At 70.4% G+C, this 18,734-nt stretch carries 13 protein-coding genes and 1 tRNA gene; 10 read left to right on the top strand and 4 right to left on the bottom strand.

Annotation, left to right across the window (positions count from 1 at the left end):
• Nucleotides 1–13: 13 nt before the first annotated feature.
• Together KWI83_RS04720 and KWI83_RS04715 are read right to left on the bottom strand one after the other, a co-directional pair.
• Nucleotides 14–148: an SPW_0924 family protein gene (locus tag KWI83_RS04720; protein WP_218512982.1), complete on the bottom strand. Its 135-nt coding sequence runs from the start codon at nucleotides 146–148 to the stop codon at nucleotides 14–16.
• A gap of 160 nt (nucleotides 149–308) precedes the next feature.
• Entirely contained in the window at nucleotides 309–2,105 is a 1,797-nt protein-coding gene (locus KWI83_RS04715; protein ID WP_218512981.1) for a lytic transglycosylase domain-containing protein, read from the bottom strand.
• Nucleotides 2,106–2,390: 285 nt separating this feature from the next.
• On the opposite strand from KWI83_RS04715, the gene KWI83_RS04710 reads away from it, so the two are divergent.
• Nucleotides 2,391–3,248, top strand: coding sequence for a DUF4184 family protein (locus tag KWI83_RS04710; RefSeq protein ID WP_218512980.1), 858 nt, complete (start codon nucleotides 2,391–2,393; stop codon nucleotides 3,246–3,248).
• A gap of 1,063 nt (nucleotides 3,249–4,311) precedes the next feature.
• Here KWI83_RS04710 and polA read toward each other — a convergent pair.
• On the bottom strand, nucleotides 4,312–7,038 hold the full coding sequence (polA, locus tag KWI83_RS04705) for a DNA polymerase I (RefSeq protein ID WP_218512979.1): 2,727 nt from the start codon (nucleotides 7,036–7,038) through the stop codon (nucleotides 4,312–4,314).
• A gap of 728 nt (nucleotides 7,039–7,766) precedes the next feature.
• Here polA and KWI83_RS04700 point away from each other — a divergent pair.
• The 8 genes from KWI83_RS04700 to KWI83_RS04665 all read left to right on the top strand — a co-directional run bounded on the left by KWI83_RS04700 (nucleotide 7,767) and on the right by KWI83_RS04665 (nucleotide 17,738).
• Nucleotides 7,767–10,046, top strand: coding sequence for an FdhF/YdeP family oxidoreductase (locus KWI83_RS04700; RefSeq protein ID WP_218512978.1), 2,280 nt, complete (start codon nucleotides 7,767–7,769; stop codon nucleotides 10,044–10,046).
• A gap of 121 nt (nucleotides 10,047–10,167) precedes the next feature.
• Entirely contained in the window at nucleotides 10,168–10,656 is a 489-nt protein-coding gene (locus KWI83_RS04695) for a hotdog fold thioesterase (protein WP_218513225.1), read from the top strand.
• Between the two features lie 56 nt (nucleotides 10,657–10,712).
• Nucleotides 10,713–11,132, top strand: coding sequence for a hypothetical protein (locus tag KWI83_RS04690; protein ID WP_218512977.1), 420 nt, complete (start codon nucleotides 10,713–10,715; stop codon nucleotides 11,130–11,132).
• 904 nt (nucleotides 11,133–12,036) lie between these two features.
• Nucleotides 12,037–13,266: a branched-chain amino acid ABC transporter substrate-binding protein gene (locus KWI83_RS04685; protein WP_218512976.1), complete on the top strand. Its 1,230-nt coding sequence runs from the start codon at nucleotides 12,037–12,039 to the stop codon at nucleotides 13,264–13,266.
• A 116-nt stretch (nucleotides 13,267–13,382) separates the two neighbouring features.
• Nucleotides 13,383–14,315: a branched-chain amino acid ABC transporter permease gene (locus KWI83_RS04680; protein WP_218512975.1), complete on the top strand. Its 933-nt coding sequence runs from the start codon at nucleotides 13,383–13,385 to the stop codon at nucleotides 14,313–14,315.
• A gap of 7 nt (nucleotides 14,316–14,322) precedes the next feature.
• Nucleotides 14,323–16,149, top strand: coding sequence for a branched-chain amino acid ABC transporter permease (locus KWI83_RS04675; RefSeq protein ID WP_218512974.1), 1,827 nt, complete (start codon nucleotides 14,323–14,325; stop codon nucleotides 16,147–16,149).
• Nucleotides 16,150–16,152: 3 nt separating this feature from the next.
• On the top strand, nucleotides 16,153–17,025 hold the full coding sequence (locus KWI83_RS04670; RefSeq protein WP_218512973.1) for an ABC transporter ATP-binding protein: 873 nt from the start codon (nucleotides 16,153–16,155) through the stop codon (nucleotides 17,023–17,025).
• On the top strand, nucleotides 17,022–17,738 hold the full coding sequence (locus tag KWI83_RS04665) for an ABC transporter ATP-binding protein (protein ID WP_218512972.1): 717 nt from the start codon (nucleotides 17,022–17,024) through the stop codon (nucleotides 17,736–17,738). The genes KWI83_RS04670 and KWI83_RS04665 overlap by 4 nt, the downstream gene beginning before the upstream one ends.
• A gap of 82 nt (nucleotides 17,739–17,820) precedes the next feature.
• Here the strand turns inward: KWI83_RS04665 and KWI83_RS04660 are convergent, their stop codons facing one another.
• Complete coding sequence (locus KWI83_RS04660; protein ID WP_218512971.1) at nucleotides 17,821–18,489, bottom strand: ANTAR domain-containing response regulator; 669 nt, start codon at nucleotides 18,487–18,489, stop codon at nucleotides 17,821–17,823.
• A 100-nt stretch (nucleotides 18,490–18,589) separates the two neighbouring features.
• Between KWI83_RS04660 and KWI83_RS04655 the strand changes: the two genes are divergently transcribed.
• Nucleotides 18,590–18,672, top strand: a tRNA-Leu gene (locus KWI83_RS04655).
• Nucleotides 18,673–18,734: the final 62 nt, after the last annotated feature.

Here is an 18,734-nt window from a genome sequence, read left to right as displayed (position 1 = left end):
CCCTCCCCCGGGGTTACGGGTGTGGCGGCACCGTCGTCAACAGCGGTTTCGGGGACGTCTCGCCGGTCGGTGCGCCCATGGCCGTGATGGTGAGGACCAGGGCGAGGGCGACGGCGAGTCCGGTCACGGCGGCGATCAGGGCGCGCATGCCTGCCTCCGGGCCAGCTGGAACTGATACCTCGTCAGGTCCGGCACCGTAGCAACGGGCGGCCGAGATGAGAACACGTCGCACACGACAGCGGCGGCGCCCCGCTTCCGGAGGGGCGCCGCCGCTGTCGTGCCAGGAGGCGGAAAAGCCGTACGAGGGACTACGCGCCGGGGCTGGGCGACGAACTCCCGCTCCCGGACGGGCTGGGCGACGAGCTCGCGTTTTCGGATGGGCTGGGCGACGAGCTCGTGCTCCCGGACGGGCTGGGCGACGGCGTCGACTCGGCCTCCGTCACGTTCAGCGGGACGTCGAGCGTGGCGCCGCCCGCGGTGGTGAGGCGGAGGATGTACGTGCCGACGGTGTCGTCCGCGTACAGCTTCGGCAGCTTCAGCAGGCCGTTCGCGTCCGTCTCCAGGCCCGTCAGGGTGCGTACGGCGTCGCCGTTCGCGTCCTTGAAGTACGGGCCCTTGTCGTTCTCGGCGGGGTCCAGCACCGACTTGATCAGCGTGGCGGTGACCGCCACCCGGTCCGCCACGGCGCCCTGGTACGTCGCCTTCACCTCGACCTGCTCGGCGAACTCGCCGCCCGCCGTGCAGGTCAGCTCGGTGTCGCTGGTGCGGGCCAGGGCGTCGGCGGCGCGGGGGGTGACGGTCGCGGTGTAGTCGACGCCGGGGATCGAACGGCCCACGACGGTGGCCCGCACCGTGAACGAGCCGGTCTTCTCGCCCGCCTGCAGCGCCGGCGCAATGGCCACGCCCGCGGTGCCGGTGACGACCGTGGCGACCTTCTCGCCACCGGTGAAGGTGGCGTCGGTGGGGCTGACGATCGTGAAGCGGATGCGGACCTTGGCGACGCCCTTGCCCGCCTTGTTCTCGGCGCGGGTGCTGACCCGCTCGGCGAACGCGTCACCCGCCATCGCGGTGAGCTGCGCGGTGCCCCCGTCCTCCAGGTGGTCCACCGTGTCGGTGACGGTCGGCGGGGTGATGGGCGGCTTGGGCTTGGGGCTGGTGGAGCCGCCGCCCGACGGCGGGGTCGGCTCGGGGCTGGGCGAGCCGGTCTCCGGATTCTGCGGCGGCTTCTGCGACGGCTTCTGCGGCGACGGGCTCGACCCGGCGGGGGTGTCGCTGCGGTTGCCGGGCAGCGCGCCGCTGCCGTCGGGGATCTCGTGCGTGCCCTTGCGGTAGTACTCCAGCCAGGACAGGACGGTGTTGAGGTAGTCCGTCGAGTTGTTGTAGCTGAGGATCGCGCTGTGCAGGTCGTCCGCGACGGACAGGTCCCAGCCGAAGCGGCACAGGTAGTGCCCGGCGGCGAGGGCGGCGTCGTAGATGTTGTTCGGGTTCTCGACGCCGTCGCCGTTGCCGTCGCGGCCCGCCCAGGCCCAGGTGGACGGGATGAACTGCATCGGGCCCACGGCCCGGTCGTACGTGCTGTCCCCGTCGTACGCGCCGTTGTCGGTGTCGCTGATGTGTGCGAAGCCGTTGCCGTTGAGCGCGGGGCCGAGGATCGGGGTGATCGTGTCGCCGCTGGCGTCGACGTTGCCGCCGCCCGCCTGGCCCGACTCGACCTTGCCGATGGCGGCGAGGAGTTCCCAGGGCAGATTGCAGCCGGGCTTGGCCTCGCGCAGTGCGGCCGCCGCCTTCTTGTAGGCGTCGAGGACGGTCGCGGGTATGCCCGCGGTGGCGTCGCCCGTGACGGTCGGGTCGGCGGTGGGGCCGACGGTGGGCGCGGGGCTGGGGCTGTCCAGCGGCGGCAGGTCCGTGTAGTACGGCGAGTTACCGGTCGCGCTGTCCGCGGCAGGCGTGTCGGACGAGGGCCGGGTGCCGGTGGTGGTCTGTCTGCCGGCGTCGTCGGTCTCGGCCCCCGGGGCCTGGGAGGCGACCAGTGCCGCCGCCACGGCCGCGGCCACGGCGGTGTTCGTCGCGCCCTTGCGCAGCCTCCTGCCGAAATGCGCCGCCATGAAGAGAACCCCTCCCGTGGGCGTCCGAGTCGCCCGCATATGCCCTGTTGCCACTACTGTGTTGATGCTGATGTGCTGATGCTTCCCTGCCGGCGGTCGCACGCACTCCCCCAGTACGTCAACCCAGGCGACCCTACGACAACTCCGCTCGCCCGGGCACCCGTTCCCGCCCGGTTTTCACCGCTTGGCCATACGACGTTGTGGCGTTGACCTCACCTTGGGGCCGGGCACCAAGCGCACGCGCTCGCTCATACTGGACGTCAACGTCCGTCATGGGGAGCACTGTTGCCGTTCACCCTCAGTCACGCGGCAGCCGTGCTGCCCGTCATCCGTCCTGACGGAACGGGCCGCGGCCCGCTGGTTCCGTCCGCGCTCGTCGCGGGTTCGTTCGCGCCCGACATGACCTATTACGTGGCGAGTGTGCTGTCCGGCGCGATGGAGTTCGGTGACGTGACGCACTCCTTCGCGGGTGTGTTCACGATCGACGTGCTCATCGCCTGGGCGCTGGTGGGGCTGTGGCTGCTGGTGCGCGAGCCTCTGGTGGCGCTGCTGCCGCGCGGGCGGCGGCAGCGGGTGGCCTCGCTGCTGCGTTGCGGGGCGGCACGCGCGCGTGTACGCCCCTCCCTGGTGGCGTGGTGGTACATGTCCGCCGTGCTCGGCGCGCTCACGCACGTCGTCTGGGACGCGTTCACGCATCTCGACCGGTGGGGGATGCGGCTGTTCCCCGTGCTGGGCCAGGAGATCGCGGGCTCGCCGCTGTACTGGTACCTGCAGTACGGCGGTTCCGCGGTGGCCGCCGTCGTCATCGCCGTGTTCGTGGCTGTCGGGCTACGACGGGTGCCCGCGGCCGAGCCGGTGGGGGTGCCCGTGTTGTCGGTACGGGACCGGTGGCTGGCCTTCGTCGTGATCGGCGGCTGTGCGGCAGTCGCGGCGGCGCACCGGGCGGCGCGGTGGTGGGCGTACTGGGGGTCCTCGGCGAAGCCCTGGGAACTGATCCCCACGCTGTGCTTCGGCGCCGGAGCGGGGCTGGTGCTGGGGGTGTCGGCGTACGCCGTGGTCGTGCGGGTACGACGACCGGCTCTCGCACCTAGTGGTTCGGCAGGGGCCGACAGGGAGCTGGACCGGAGCCGTCAGGGGGCTTGATCGCTCCGGCGACGCTGGGGAGCGGTGCGATGACCACGGTGAGTGTGCCCGTCGGACGGGACCGGCGGGGCAGCAGGCTGAGGCAGCGGGTCAGGTAGCCGCGGGCCAGGTTGGCCCACAGGCGCCATACGGGGGTGCCGTGGGGGCGTACCGCGGCGGGTTTTCGGCTTTCCCGGTGGGCGGCGACGCGGCGGCGGAGGTCCACGGCGGCGTGGCACAGGGCCGTCGCAGGGTCGGCGGGGATGATGGCGGTGCTTGCGCCGACCGCGTAGGCCGGGGGCGGGGCCTGAGCCGGGGCCGTTCGGCGGCTGAGCATGCGTATACCCATGGCGGCATCTTGACGGGCGCGGGCGGCGGGGTGCTTTTTCGCGGGGGCCACGCGAGTGAAGGGCCCCTCCGGGGGTGCGGAGGGGGGTGGCTGGGCCTGGGAGGGGGTGGGTGGCTGGGCCTCGGAGAGGGGTGGGTGGCTGGGCCTCGGAGAGGGGTGGGTGGCTGGGCCTCGGAGAGGGGTGGGCGGCTGGACCTCGGAGGGGGTGAGCCGCGGGCTGGGAGGGGGTGAGCCGCGGACTGGGATGAGCTGCGGGGAGCGGGGTGGGTATCGCCGGGCTGGGCTGTGGGGTGATCGCCGTTGCGGCGGGTAGCCGGGGCACGGGCGCTCCAAGGACCGCTGCGTCGGCGGCCTCGGAGACACGGGCACTCCAACTTCCGTGGCGCGCGACTCCGCTGCGGGCCACGGAAGCACAGGCAGCCTGAGACTCCGCTGCGGCTGGGAGCCGGGCCGCGGCCACTCCAAGACTCCGCTGCAGGCCACGGAAGCGCGGGGCAGCCTGAGACTCCGTTGCGGGGTCAAGGACCGCAGCCGTTGGCAACAGGAGCCCCCGGCATCCCACCGAGGGCTCCCAGCGCGGGCCGAGGGCTCCCTCGCTGGCCGACAGGGCTCCCAGCCTGGACCGAAGACCCCTGCGCTGGCCGACAGAGCTCCCAGCCTGGACCGAAGACTCCCTCGCGGGCCGACAGGGCTCCCAGCCTGGACCGGAGCGGACAGCGGCCGGTCCGTCGGAGGCTAGTGCGCGGCCGACTCCCAGTCGGGGCCGACGCCCACCGAGACGTCCAGCGGCGCCCTGAGGTCGACCGCGCCCGCCATCTCGCGGCGGACCAGTTCCTCCGTCGCCTCGCGCTCGCCGGGCGCGATCTCCAGGACGACTTCGTCGTGGACCTGGAGGAGCAGGCGGGACTTGAGGTCGGCCTCGCGCAGCGCCCGGTCCACCTTCAGCATGGCGATCTTGACGATGTCGGCCGCCGTGCCCTGGATGGGCGCGTTGAGGGCCATCCGCTCGGCCGCCTCGCGGCGCTGGCGGTTGTCGCTGTTGAGGTCGGGGAGGTAGCGCCGACGCCCGAAGAGCGTCGCCGTGTAGCCCGTCGCCCGCGCCTCGTCGACCGCCCGGCGCAGATAGTCCCGGACGCCGCCGAACCGCTCGAAGTACGCGTCCATCAGGGCGCGGGCCTCGGCCGCCTCGATGTTCAGCTGCTGCGAGAGGCCGAAGGCCGACAGCCCGTACGCCAGGCCGTAGGACATGGCCTTGATCTTGCGGCGCATCTCCGCGTCCACCGCCGAAGGGTCGACCGCGAACACCTGTGAGGCCGCCGTGGTGTGCAGGTCCTCGCCGGACGTGAACGCCTCGATCAGGCCGGCGTCCTCCGACAGGTGGGCCATCACGCGCAGCTCGATCTGGCTGTAGTCGGCCGTCATCAGCGACTCGTACCCCTCGCCGACGACGAAGCCGCGGCGGATCGCCCGGCCCTCGTCCGTGCGGACCGGGATGTTCTGCAGGTTCGGGTCCGTGGACGACAGACGGCCGGTCGCGGCGACCGTCTGGTTGAACGTGGTGTGGATCCGGCCGTCCGTCGCGATCGTCTTGATCAGGCCCTCGACCGTGACGCGCAGCTTCGCCTGCTCGCGGTGGCGGAGCATGATCACCGGCAGTTCGTTGTCGGTCTGGGTCGCCAGCCAGGCCAGGGCGTCGGCGTCCGTGGTGTAGCCGGTCTTCGTCTTCTTCGTCTTGGGCAGGGCCAGCTCGCCGAAGAGGACCTCCTGGAGCTGCTTGGGCGAGCCCAGGTTGAACTCGTGGCCGGCCGCCGCGTGCGCCTCCTTCACTGCCTGCTGCACCGCACCGGCGAACATCTGTTCCATGGTCTCCAGGTGGGCGCGGTCGGCCGCGATGCCGTGGCGCTCCATGCGGGCCAGCAGAGCCGAGGTCGGCAGCTCCATGTCGCGCAGCAGGTCCGCCGCGCCGACCTCCTCCAGCCGGCCCTCGAAGGCCTGGCCCAGGTCGAGGATCGCGCGGGCCTGGATCATCAGCGCCTCGGCCTCGGCACCGTCGTCCGTGCCGAAGGCCAGCTGGCCGTCGGCCGAGGCGGCGGGGGCCAGCTCGCGGTGCAGGTACTCCAGGGACAGCGCGTCCAGGTCGAAGGAGCGGCGGCCCGGCTTGACCAGGTAGGCGGCGAGCGCGGTGTCCATGGCGACGCCCTCGATGGTCCAGCCGTGCTCGGCGAAGACCCGCATCGCGCCCTTGGCGTTGTGGAAGACCTTGGGTCGGCCGGGGTCTGCCAGCCAGGCCGCGAGCGCCTTCTCGTCGGCCTCGTCCAGCTCGGCCGGGTCGAACCAAGCGGCCGCCCCCTCGGGCGCGGCGAGGGCGACCTCGGCGACCGAACCCGCGCCCAGCGCCCAGGTGTCGACGGTGGCGACGCCCAGCGGGCCCGTGCCGTGCTGGGCGAGCCATGGGGCCAGCTCGCCCGTGCCCAGGACCGTGGCGTCCAGCTCCACGCCGTCCGTCACGACCGGGGTCGTCTCGGACTCCACGGCGCCCGGGTCGACGCCGAAGAGCCGTTCGCGCAGCGAGGGGTTCCTGATCTCCAGGGTGTCCAGCACCATCGCGACGGCCTTGCGGTCGTACGGCACGCGCGCGAGGTCGGCGACCGTCCTGGGCAGCTCGACGTGCCGCTCCAGCTCGGTGAGCCGGCGGTTCAGCTTCACCGCCTCCAGGTGGTCGCGCAGGTTCTGCCCGGCCTTGCCCTTGACCTCGTCGACGCGCTCGACCAGCTCGGCGAAGGAACCGAACTGGTTGATCCACTTGGCGGCCGTCTTCTCGCCGACGCCGGGGATGCCCGGCAGGTTGTCCGACGGGTCGCCGCGCAGCGCCGCGAAGTCGGGGTACTGCGCGGGCGTCAACCCGTACTTCTCGAAGACTTTCTCCGGGGTGAACCGGGTCAGCTCCGAGACGCCCTTCGTCGGGTAGAGCACCGTCGTGTGCTCGGAGACGAGCTGGAAGGAGTCACGGTCGCCGGTGACGATCAGCACCTCGAAGCCCTCGGCCTCGGCCTGCGTGGTGAGCGTGGCGATGATGTCGTCCGCCTCGTAGCCCTCGATCGCGAAGCGCGGGGCGTGCATCGCGTCGAGCAGCTCGCCGATCAGCTCGACCTGGCCCTTGAACTCGTCCGGGGCCTTGGAGCGGTTCGCCTTGTACTCCGCGAACTCCTCCGAGCGCCAGGTCTTGCGGGAGACGTCGAAGGCCACCGCGAAGTGGGTGGGCTCCTCGTCGCGCAGCGTGTTGGCCAGCATCGACGCGAAGCCGTAGATCGCGTTCGTCGGCTGGCCCGTCACGGTCGTGAAGTTCTCCGCGGGCAGCGCGAAGAACGCGCGGTAGGCCAGCGAGTGCCCGTCCATGAGCATCAGGCGCGGGCGGCTGTCGCCGGGGTTGCTGTCGGTCTGCTTCGGTGCTGTCTCTGCCACGCCCCCGATCCTGCCACGCCCCACTGACACTCGGCCCCGGCCACCCGGTGCGCACTGGAGGCGACGGGGATCGGGGGCCTTGGCCGCCGAACACCACCGGGCTCACCCCTCACGCTCCGTCGAACACCACCGGGCTCACCCCTCACGCTCCGTCGGGCTCCGCCCGGGGCACCACGGGGCTCCACCTCCAAGCACCACCACCAGGCACCGCCACCGAACACCGCCCCCCGTGCGCTCCACCCCCGCGCCCCACCACCGAACACCAGCCCCGGCACTCCACCCCGCCGCTCCACCACCGGCTGGCCCTCGCGTCCCGTCAGGCCCCCTGGGGCACCACAGGGCTCCACCTCCAAGCACCACCACCGAGCACCGCCGACCGGCACGCCACCACCGAACACCGCCCCGGCACTCCACCACCGCGCCCCACCTCCAAGCAACACCACCAGACACCGCCACCAAGCACCGCCGCCAAGCGCTCCCCCTCCCCGCCCACCGGATCGCGCACCATCACGCCAGCGCAAGCGCAAGCACCAGCGCAAGCACCAGCACCGACCCCGGCCCCAGTCCCACCCCCAGCCCCAGCCCCAGCCCCAGCCCCAGCCCCAGCGGCGGCAGTTGCCGCGCAAGCTCTGCCGGTGTTCTGCGCCCCGCCCGCCTTCCACCGCTGTCACTGCCCCATGCGAGGATCGGAGACATAGCTCACACGTGCAGTCGAAGGAGAGCGCGCGATGGCAACGAAGCCGCCCAAGGCCGACCCGGTTCAGGACGCGCCGCAGGTCGCCGCGCCGCAGCACGCGGCCGCCGGGCTGCCGGCCATCGGGCACACCCTGCGCGTCGCCCAGCAGCAGATGGGCATCAAGCGCACCGCGCTGACCCTCCTCAGCGTGAATCAGAAGGACGGCTTCGACTGCCCCGGCTGCGCCTGGCCGGAGCCGGACCACCGGCACAAGGCGGAGTTCTGTGAGAACGGCGCGAAAGCGGTCGCCGAGGAGGCCACCCTGCGCCGGGTCACCCCGGAGTTCTTCGCCGCGCACCCGGTGGCGGACCTCGCCCACCGCAGCGGCTACTGGCTCGGCCAGCAGGGCCGGCTCACGCACCCCATGTATCTCTCCGAAGGGGCAGAGCGCTACGAGCCGGTCACCTGGGAGCGCGCCTTCGACATCATCGCCGAGGAGATCACCGCCCTCGACTCCCCCGACGAGGCCGTCTTCTACACCTCGGGACGGACGAGCAACGAGGCCGCGTTCCTCTACCAGCTCTTCGCGCGCGAACTCGGCACGAACAACCTGCCCGACTGCTCCAACATGTGCCACGAGTCGTCCGGCTCGGCCCTCTCGGAGACCATCGGCATCGGCAAGGGCAGCGTCCTGCTGGAGGACCTCTACAAGGCCGACCTGATCATCGTGGCGGGCCAGAACCCCGGCACCAACCACCCCCGCATGCTCTCCGCCCTGGAGAAGGCCAAGGCGAACGGCGCGCGGATCATCAGCGTCAATCCGCTGCCCGAGGCAGGCCTGGAGCGGTTCAAGAACCCGCAGACACCCAAGGGCCTGACCAGCGGGTCCTCGCTCACGGACCTGTTCCTGCAGATCCGCATCGGCGGCGACCAGGCCCTCTTCCGCCTCCTCAACAAGCTGATCGTGGAGACCGAGGGCGCCGTCGACGAGGCGTTCGTACGCGACCACACCCACGGCTACGAGGAGTTCGCCGCGGCCGCCCGCGCCGCCGACTGGGACGAGACGCTCACCGCGACGGGCCTCGACCCGCGCACGATCCAAGAGGCCATGGACCTGATCCTCGCCTCGGAGCGCACCATCGTCTGCTGGGCCATGGGCCTCACCCAGCACAAGCACGCGGTGCCCACCATCCGGGAGGTGGTCAACTTCCTCCTGCTGCGCGGCAACATCGGCCGTCCCGGCGCGGGCGTGTGCCCGGTGCGCGGCCATTCGAACGTGCAGGGCGACCGCACCATGGGCATCTTCGAGCGCCCGGCGCCCGCCTTCCTGGACGCCCTGGAGCGCGAGTTCGGCTTCGCTCCCCCGCGCGAGCACGGCTACGACGTCGTACGCGCCATCCGCGCCCTGCGCGACGGCGAGGCGAAGGTCTTCTTCGCCATGGGCGGCAACTTCGTCTCCGCCTCCCCCGACACCGAGGTCACCGAGGCGGCGATGCGGCGCGCCCGCCTCACGGTGCATGCGTCGACGAAGCTCAACCGCAGCCACGTCGTCACGGGCGCGCGGGCGCTGATCCTGCCCACCCTCGGTCGCACCGAGCGCGATCTGCAGAGCAGTGGCGAGCAGTTCGTGACCGTCGAGGACTCCATGGGCATGGTGCACGCCTCTCGCGGCCGCCTGGACCCCGCGAGCGCGCACCTGCTGTCCGAACCGGCCATCGTCTGCCGCATGGCACGCCGCGTGCTCGGTGAGAACAGCCGTGTGCCGTGGGAGGAGTTCGAGAAGGACTACGCCACGGTCCGCGACCGCATCGCGCGCGTGATCCCCGGCTTCGAGGACTTCAACGCGCGCGTGGCCCGCCCCGGTGGCTTCGCCCTCCCGCACGCCCCGCGCGACGAGCGCCGCTTCCCGACGGCCACCGGCAAGGCCAACTTCACCGCCGCGCCCGTCGAGTACCCGAAGCTGCCCGAGGGTCGGCTGCTGCTGCAGACGCTGCGCTCGCACGACCAGTACAACACCACGATCTACGGCCTCGACGACCGCTACCGAGGCATCAGGAACGGCCGCCGGATCGTCCTGGTGAACCCCGAGGACGCCCGCGAGCTCAAGGTCGCCGACGGGTCGTACGTCGATCTGGTCAGCGAGTGGACGGACGGCGTGGAGCGGCGGGCGCCCGGCTTCCGCGTCGTGCACTACCCGACCGCCCGGGGCTGCGCCGCCGCCTACTACCCCGAGACCAACGTCCTCGTCCCGCTGGACGCCACCGCCGATGTCAGCAACACCCCGGCCAGCAAGTCCGTCGTCGTCCGTCTGGAACAATCGGCGACCGACTGAGCGTTTGCTCAGCACGATGCGTCAAAAAGATGCACCCGAAAGATGCGTCCTAAAGACGCACCGAAAGATGCATCCGAAAACTGCGTCCGACGACGAAGACGACGAAACGGAGCCGGTCCCCATGGGCGAGCAGCAGCAGGTGAAGTTCCCGCAAGAGGTCATCGACGAGTACGCGGCACTCGGCGTCGACCTGCCCGCCCTGTTCTCCGCCGGGCACCTGGGCACCCGCATGGGCGTGCAGATCGTGGAGGCCTCGGCGGACCGCGTCGTCGGCACGATGCCGGTCGAGGGCAACACCCAGCCGTACGGCCTGCTGCACGGCGGCGCGTCCGCCGTGCTCGCCGAGACCCTCGGCTCGGTCGGCTCCATGCTGCACGGCGGCAGCTCCAAGATCGCCGTGGGGGTCGACCTGAACTGCACCCACCACCGGGGCGTCCGCTCCGGGCTGGTGACCGGCGTGGCCACGCCCGTGCACCGGGGGCGCTCCACGGCGACGTACGAGATCGTGATCAGCGACGAGGGCGGCCGCCGCGTGTGCACCGCCCGCCTGACCTGCCTGCTGCGGGACGTGAACCCGGGGGACGCGGACCACATACGCACGGCGGTCTGATCCGGCCAACTCCCTTGCCATTGCCGAGAAACACCCGGCGCCGTAGCGTCTGGCACATGGCAACGGGCGGACCCACCCGATCGGCAGCCCTCGGGCTGGCCCTGCTGACCGGCGCCCTCCTCACCGGATGCGCCGGCTCAGCCGCCGGAGAAGCCTCGGCAGAGGCCTCCGGTGACGCCTCCGGACCGGCCTCCGCGTCGCCCTCCCCGCGTACGACCCCGCCCGCCGAGGTGTGCGCCCGGATCATCACGTACTGGTCCCGGGAGGTCCTCGACGGCGACACCTACGGCGACTACCAGTCGATGGGCCTGTCCAACGGCCAGTACGACATCCTCAGGGACGTCGTCGACGCCGCCCGCGCCGAACGCAAGAGCCAAGGCCGGGCGGCGGCAGAGCAGGTGATCGACCGACAGGCCCGCGAGCGCTGCACGGAGCGGTACCGCGACGGCGGGCCCACCGGGGGGCCGTGGAGTTGAGCGGCGTCGGTCCGGTCGAGCCGGGCGAGGGCACGCACGCATGGGAACCCCCGCCCACCCCGCACGCCGCCCGGCCCCCGCGGGGACGCGCCGCACGGTTTCGCGCCCGCCACCGCCGAACCGCCCTCGCGACCACCTCGGCCACCACCCTCGCCGCCGTCGGCGCCTACCTCTACGTCACCCGGCCCGAGGCACCACCCCCACCGGACCTGCCGCCTCCCTCCCAGACGGTCGGCGTCACCTACCTCGGCCCCCTCGACCCCGAGCCCACACCCACCGGCTTCCGCTTCACGGTGGCGGTGACCGCACGCTCCGGCCCACCGGTCACGGTGACCCGGATCAGTCAGCCGTACGAAGGTCTGTCCCTGACGGCGATTCCCCGTCCGCCTTTCCGCACCAGGACCGGAATCCCCCACCGGATCGAGATCGCCATGAAGGTCACCGATTGCGGAAAAGTGCCACGGAACGCCGGACTCCCTTTCCTGGATGTAACGCTGCGTAATACGCGTGCAATAGAAGCACACAGTTTCATCCTGGGTGAGCGCTATGCCCATGACCTCTCGGGCGCCCTCCAAGTAGCCTGCAGCAACGACTTCTTGCCATTACCAAAACCCACTAACACTCCTGATAGGGGGCGGGGAGTCCTGCGAGTCTCATAATGCGGACTGCGCGAATCGGCCGGAATTCCGCGCTTCCACCCGCTCAGTACCGCTCTGCATTACGTCGTGTCATAACAAGAGCGTCACAGCCTTCGTCAGACTCTCCTCCACGTTCCCTGCACACGCTTAGAGTCACGCCCAGTCACCGCGCCGTCGGATTCGACGTCAATGGGCCCTCTCTTCGGCCCCAGCGCTCGACTCGGCGTCTTCCACCGGGAAGAGCCGTGCCAGGGAAAGGACTGATCGTGCGTCAACGTTCGCTCATCGCCATAACCGCCGCGCTGGCGGCGGGAGCGCTCACTCTCACCGCCTGCGGTTCGCGCGACGGGGACGGTGGCTCGGACTCCAGTGGCGGTGGCACCACCGTCGTCATCGGCGTCGACGCCCCGCTGACCGGCGACCTGTCCGCGCTGGGCCTGGGCATCAAGAACTCGGTGGATCTGGCCGTCAAGACGGCCAACAAGGAGAAGTACGTCGAGGGCGTCACCTTCAAGATCGAGGCCCTCGACGACCAGGCGCAGCCGTCCTCCGGCCAGCAGAACGCCACCAAGCTCGTCGCCAACAAGGACGTCCTCGGCGTCGTCGGCCCGCTGAACTCCAACATCGCCGAGTCCATGCAGAAGGTCTTCGACGACGCGAACCTCGTCGAGGTCTCGCCGGCCAACACGAACCCGGCCCTGACCCAGGGCCCGGACTGGCAGACCAAGAAGGAGCGGCCGTACAAGTCGTACTTCCGCACCGCCACCACGGACGCCATCCAGGGCCCGTTCGCCGCGCAGTACGTCTACAACGACGCCAAGAAGAAGAAGGTCTTCGTCATCGACGACAAGAAGACCTACGGCGCGGGCCTCGCCGCCACCTTCTCCGCGGAGTTCAAGAAGCTCGGCGGCCAGGTCGTCGGCACCGAGCACATCGACCCCGAGACCAAGGACTTCTCGGCGGTCGCCACCAAGGTCAAGAGCTCCGGCGCCGACGTCGTCTACTACGGCGGCGAGTACCCGCAGGCCGGCCCGCTCAGCAAGCAGATCAAGGCCGCCGGTGCCAAGATCCCGCTGGTCGGCGGTGACGGCATCTTCAGCGCCGAGTTCATCAAGCTGGCCGGCTCCGGCAGCACCGGCGACCTCGCCACCTCCGTCGGCGCCCCGATCGAGGAGCTGCCCTCCGCCAAGGAGTTCGTCGCCAACTACAAGGCCGCGGGCTACAAGGAGGACTACGAGGCCTACGGCGGCTACTCCTACGACTCTGCCTGGGCGATCATCGAGGCCGTCAAGAAGGTCGTCGAGGCCAACAACGGCGAACTGCCCGACGACGCCCGCGCCAAGGTCACCGAGGCCATGCAGGACGTTTCCTTCGACGGTGTGACCGGCAAGGTCTCCTTCGACGAGTTCGGTGACGCGACCAACAAGCAGCTCACCGTCTACTCCGTCGAGGACGGCGCCTGGAAGCCCGCCAAGTCCGGCACCTACGAGGGCTGACCCCCACCCGCACCACTCCCTTGAGAGCCGCGCGGGGCGCTGCACCACTGGCGCCCCGCGCGGACTCGCATCAGCCCCCTGTCGTCGAATCATCCGAACGTCTCGGAGGACATGCGGTGAACGAACTGCCGCAGCAGCTGGTCAACGGCCTGCTACTAGGATCCATGTACGGGCTGGTCGCCATCGGCTACACAATGGTCTACGGCATCGTCCAGCTCATCAACTTCGCCCACGGCGAGATCTTCATGGTGGGCGGCTTCGGCGCCCTCACCGTCTGGTTGTACGTGCTGCCCGACGGCACGGCGATGTGGGTCGCTCTCCCATTGATGCTCATCGGAGGCATACTCGTCGCCGTCCTGGTCGCCGTGGGCGCGGAATGGCTCGCCTACCGCCCCCTGCGCGGCGGTCCACGCCTCGCGCCGCTGATCACCGCGATCGGCCTCTCCCTCGCCCTCCAGCAGGCGGTCTGGGTCTGGTACCCCGACGCCCGCTCCGCGATCACCTTCCCGCAGATCGAGGGCGGACCCTTCGAGATCGGCAGTGTCACCATCCAGACCGGCGACATCTTCCTGCTGCTCGCCGCGCCGATCAGCATGGCGATCCTCGCCTACTTCGTGATGAAGACCCGCACCGGCCGCGGCATGCAGGCCACCGCGCAGGACCCGGACACCGCCAAGCTGATGGGCATCAACACCAACCGCATCATCGTGGTCGCGTTCGCCCTCGGCGCCACCTTCGCCGCCGTCGGAGCCGTCGCCTACGGCCTGAAGTACGGCGAGGTCCAGTTCCGCATGGGCTTCATCCTCGGCCTCAAGGCCTTCACCGCCGCCGTCCTCGGCGGCATCGGCAACATCTACGGCGCCATGCTCGGCGGCCTGGTCCTCGGCGTCGCCGAAGCCCTCTCCACCGCCTACATCTCCGACATCCCCGGCATGGACCAGTTCGGCAGCCAGTCCTGGGCCAACGTCTGGGCGTTCGTACTCCTCATCCTCGTCCTCCTGTTCAGGCCCCAGGGCCTGCTCGGCGAGCGCGTCGCGGACAGGGCGTGATCCACCGATGACCACACAGACCACCGCACCGGAAACCCCCCGCAAGGTCGACACCGGCAAGCACGCCGGTCTCATCGGGATCCCCCCGCAGCTCGCCCGCGCCCTCGCCACCGGCGGCGGCGCCCTCACGGTCGTCTCGACGTTCCTCGCCTGGACCTGGACCGCCGAGTTCCCCGGCGACCTCACCGTCTACGGCTACCCGGGCGGACTGCAGGTCCTCGTCCTCATCGGCGGCGCCCTCACCGCACTGTTCGGCCTCGCCTCGTACGGCGTCAAAGGCCTGCGCTGGCTCACCCCCGCGGGCGCCGACAGCCCCCTGAAGCTGTCCGCGCTCGGCGCCTTCGCCACCGCCTGGTACACCATCCTCGCGATCAGCTTCCAGCTCGGCGGCCTGATCAACCTCGAACCGGGCGGCTGGGTCGTCGCGATCGCCACCCTCGCCGCCGTACTCGGCGCCCTCGCCCTGCCGTTCGACTGGCCGGCATCCGAACCAGGCGACCCCGAGGACACCGCCCTGGAACAGATCGGCCAGCAGCTGCGCCACCTCGGCGCCGTCCTGAAGGCCACGTTCGCCTCCGGCACCGCGGCCCCCGCCCGCAAGCTGCCCGCGTACGCCGAGATCCTCCTCATCGTCGCCGCGCTCGCCCTCGGCCTGACCGTCTTCACCTACGGCATCGGCACCGAGTACGACGAGCTCTTCGTCGGCTTCCTCATCACCGCCGGCTTCGGCTTCGCCGCCGCCGCCAAGGCCGGTCTCGTGGGCCGCGTCTCGGCGCTCACCGCCAAGCACCGCAACGTGACCCTGATCGGCGCGTTCGTCGCGGCCGCCGCCTTCCCCTTCACCCAGTCCGACGACCAGTACGCGACGATCGGCGTCTACATCCTGATCTTCGCCACCGTCGCCCTCGGCCTGAACATCGTCGTCGGCCTCGCCGGCCTCCTCGACCTCGGTTACGTCGCCTTCCTCGGCGTCGGCGCCTACACCGCGGCCATGGTCTCCGGCTCGCCCTCCTCCCCGTTCGACATCCAGCTGCCGTTCTGGGCGTCGGCGCTGCTCGGCGCCGCCGTCGCCATGGTCTTCGGCGTCATCATCGGCGCCCCGACCCTGCGACTGCGCGGCGACTACCTCGCCATCGTGACCCTCGGCTTCGGTGAGATCTTCCGGATCGCCGTCCTCAACATGGACGGCACCTCCGGCCCCGACATCACCAACGGCTCCAACGGCATCTCGTCGATCCCCAACCTCAACATCCTGGGCTTCGACTTCGGCGAGGAACACACCATCGCCGGCTTCACCATCGCGCGGTTCGCCAACTACTTCCTGCTGATGCTCCTCATCACGCTGGTCGTCGTGATCGTCTTCCGCCGCAGCAGCGACTCCCGCATCGGCCGCGCCTGGGTCGCCATCCGCGAGGACGAGACCGCCGCCCTCGCCATGGGCATCAACGGCTTCCGGGTCAAGCTCATCGCCTTCGCGCTGGGCGCCGCCCTCGCCGGTCTCGCCGGTACGGTCCAGGCGCACGTCACCTACACCGTGACGCCCGAGCAGTACCAGTTCGCTCACGTGGTCCCGCCCAACTCGGCGTTCCTGCTGGCCGCGGTCGTCCTCGGCGGCATGGGCACCATCAGCGGCCCGCTCGTCGGCGCCGCACTGCTCTACCTCATCCCCGCCAAGCTCCAGTTCCTCGGCGACTTCCAGCTCTTCGCCTTCGGTCTCGCACTGGTCCTGCTGATGCGCTTCCGCCCCGAGGGCCTCATCCCCAACCGGCGCCGCCGGCTCGAATTCCACGAAGACACGGAAGCACCCACAGTCCTCAGCAAGGCAGGGGCCTGACCCATGACAACCGACACCATCACCACCGGTGAGGCCGTCCTCGACGCCCGCGGCGTCACCATGCGCTTCGGCGGCCTGACCGCCGTACGAGGCGTCGACCTCCAGGTCAACAGCGGCGAGATCGTCGGCCTCATCGGCCCCAACGGCGCCGGCAAGACCACCTTCTTCAACTGCCTGACCGGCCTCTACGTCCCCACCGAGGGCGAAGTCCGCTACAAGGGCACCGTCCTGCCGCCCAAATCCTTCAAAGTGACGGCGGCGGGCATCGCCCGCACCTTCCAGAACATCCGCCTGTTCGCCAACATGACGGTCCTGGAGAACGTGCTCGTCGGCCGCCACACCCGCACCAAGGAAGGCCTCTGGTCCGCGCTGCTGCGCGGCCCCGGCTTCCACAAGGCGGAGGCCGCCTCCCGCGAACGCGCCATGGAACTGCTGGAGTTCGTCGGCCTCGCACCCAAGGCGGAACACCTCGCCCGCAACCTGCCCTACGGCGAACAGCGCAAGCTCGAAATCGCGCGAGCGCTGGCCAGCGAACCGGGCCTGCTGCTGCTCGACGAGCCCACGGCCGGCATGAACCCGCAGGAGACGCGAGCCACCGAGGAACTGGTCTTCGCCATCCGCGACAAGGGCATCGCCGTCCTCGTCATCGAGCACGACATGCGGTTCATCTTCAACCTCTGCGACCGCGTCGCCGTCCTCGTCCAGGGCGAGAAGCTCGTCGAGGGCGACAGCGCCACCGTCCAGGGCGACGAACGGGTCATCGCCGCGTACCTCGGCGAGCCGTTCGAGGGCGCACCCGGCACCGCCGAGGTGGCGGAGGTCGAGGCCGCCGAGGCACACGCCGACACCACGTCCGGCAAGGAGAACGACCGATGACCGCACTGCTCGAAGTCGAGGACCTCCGGGTCGCGTACGGCAAGATCGAGGCCGTCAAGGGCATCTCGTTCAAGGTCGACGCCGGCGAGGTCGTCACCCTCATCGGCACCAACGGCGCCGGCAAGACCACCACGCTGCGCACCCTGTCCGGCCTGCTCAGGCCCGTCGGCGGGCAGATCCGCTTCAACGGCAGGTCGCTGAAGAAGATCCCCGCCCACCAGGTCGTCTCCCTCGGACTCGCCCACTCCCCCGAGGGGCGGCACATCTTCCCGCGCATGACGATCGAGGACAACCTGCGCCTCGGCGCGTTCCTCAGGAACGACAAGCCCGGCATCGAGAAGGACATCCAGCGCGCCTACGACCTCTTCCCCATCCTCGGGGAGCGGCGCAAGCAGGCCGCGGGCACCCTCTCCGGCGGTGAGCAGCAGATGCTGGCGATGGGCCGCGCCCTGATGTCCCAGCCCAAGCTGCTCATGCTGGACGAGCCGTCGATGGGCCTGTCGCCGATCATGATGCAGAAGATCATGGCGACGATCGCCGAACTGAAGGCCCAGGGCACGACGATTCTGCTCGTCGAGCAGAACGCCCAGGCGGCCCTGTCCCTGGCCGACCACGGCCACGTCATGGAGGTCGGCAACATCGTCCTGTCCGGCACGGGCCAGGACCTGCTCCACGACGAGTCGGTACGGAAGGCGTACCTGGGCGAGGACTAGCAGACCCTTCGGTACGTACGACGAGGCCCGCGCCCCCGGTTGCTCACCGGGGGCGCGGGCCTCGTCGTACGCCAGAGGGGGCTCAACCCTTGTCGGAGGCCTTGGCCGCCTTCTTCTCGGTGGCGTCCTGAATGACCGCCTCGGCGACCTGCTGCATGGACATCCGCCGGTCCATGGAGGTCTTCTGGATCCACCGGAACGCGGCCGGTTCCGTCAGCCCGTACTCCGTCTGCAGGATCGACTTCGCCCGGTCGACGAGCTTGCGCGTCTCCAGCCGCTGCGAGAGGTCGGCGACCTCCTTCTCCAACTCCTTCAGCTGCGTGTACCGGGACACCGCCATCTCGATCGCCGGTACGACGTCACTCTTGCTGAACGGCTTCACCAGGTACGCCATCGCACCGGCGTCCCGGGCACGCTCGACGAGGTCGCGCTGCGAGAAGGCGGTGAGCATCAGCACCGGGGCGATCGACTCCTCGGTGATCTTCTCGGCGGCGGAGATGCCGTCGAGCTTCGGCATCTTCACATCCAGGATCACCAGATCGGGCCGGTGCTCCCGGGCCAGCTCCACGGCCTGCTCACCGTCACCGGCCTCGCCGACGACCATGTAGCCCTCTTCCTCCAGCATCTCTTTGAGGTCGAGCCGGATCAGGGCCTCGTCCTCGGCGATGACGACACGGGTCGTCAGCGGAGGCACGTGCGACTTGTCGTCGTCGGGCGCGTCAACGGGCTGGGGCGACTCGGGGGCGGTCACGGGGGCTCCTTGGTGCGGGCCGGCAGGTACAGCTGCCTATGCAGCCTACCTAGAGGCGGCGAGCTGCGGTGACCCGGTATGCTTCCGTGCAGCCAGTCCTGCCGGGTTGGTGGAATGGCATACACGGATGTCTCAAACACATCTGCCCGTGAGGGCTTGCGGGTTCGAATCCCGCACCCGGCACTCTCCGAAGCGGAGGCTCACGTTCGCGTGAACCTCCACTTTTTTGCTACAGGCAGCCACGA

The sequence above is a fragment of the Streptomyces sp. TRM70350 genome (assembly GCF_019219825.1).
Lineage (GTDB): Bacteria > Actinomycetota > Actinomycetes > Streptomycetales > Streptomycetaceae > Streptomyces.
Note: the sequence above shows the minus strand (reverse complement) of the source record. Positions and strands in the feature narration are given on the sequence as shown.

Bases quoted from the DNA above. Each gene is read 5' to 3' on its own strand.
- KWI83_RS04720 (WP_218512982.1), bottom strand. From the start codon at position 148: ATGCGCGCCCTGATCGCCGCCGTGACCGGACTCGCCGTCGCCCTCGCC.
- KWI83_RS04715 (WP_218512981.1), bottom strand. From the start codon at position 2,105: ATGGCGGCGCATTTCGGCAGGAGGCTGCGCAAGGGCGCGACGAACACC.
- KWI83_RS04700 (WP_218512978.1), top strand. From the start codon at position 7,767: ATGGCAACGAAGCCGCCCAAGGCCGACCCGGTTCAGGACGCGCCGCAG.
- KWI83_RS04695 (WP_218513225.1), top strand. From the start codon at position 10,168: ATGGGCGAGCAGCAGCAGGTGAAGTTCCCGCAAGAGGTCATCGACGAG.
- KWI83_RS04690 (WP_218512977.1), top strand. From the start codon at position 10,713: ATGGCAACGGGCGGACCCACCCGATCGGCAGCCCTCGGGCTGGCCCTG.
- KWI83_RS04675 (WP_218512974.1), top strand. From the start codon at position 14,323: ATGACCACACAGACCACCGCACCGGAAACCCCCCGCAAGGTCGACACC.
- KWI83_RS04670 (WP_218512973.1), top strand. From the start codon at position 16,153: ATGACAACCGACACCATCACCACCGGTGAGGCCGTCCTCGACGCCCGC.
- KWI83_RS04665 (WP_218512972.1), top strand. From the start codon at position 17,022: ATGACCGCACTGCTCGAAGTCGAGGACCTCCGGGTCGCGTACGGCAAG.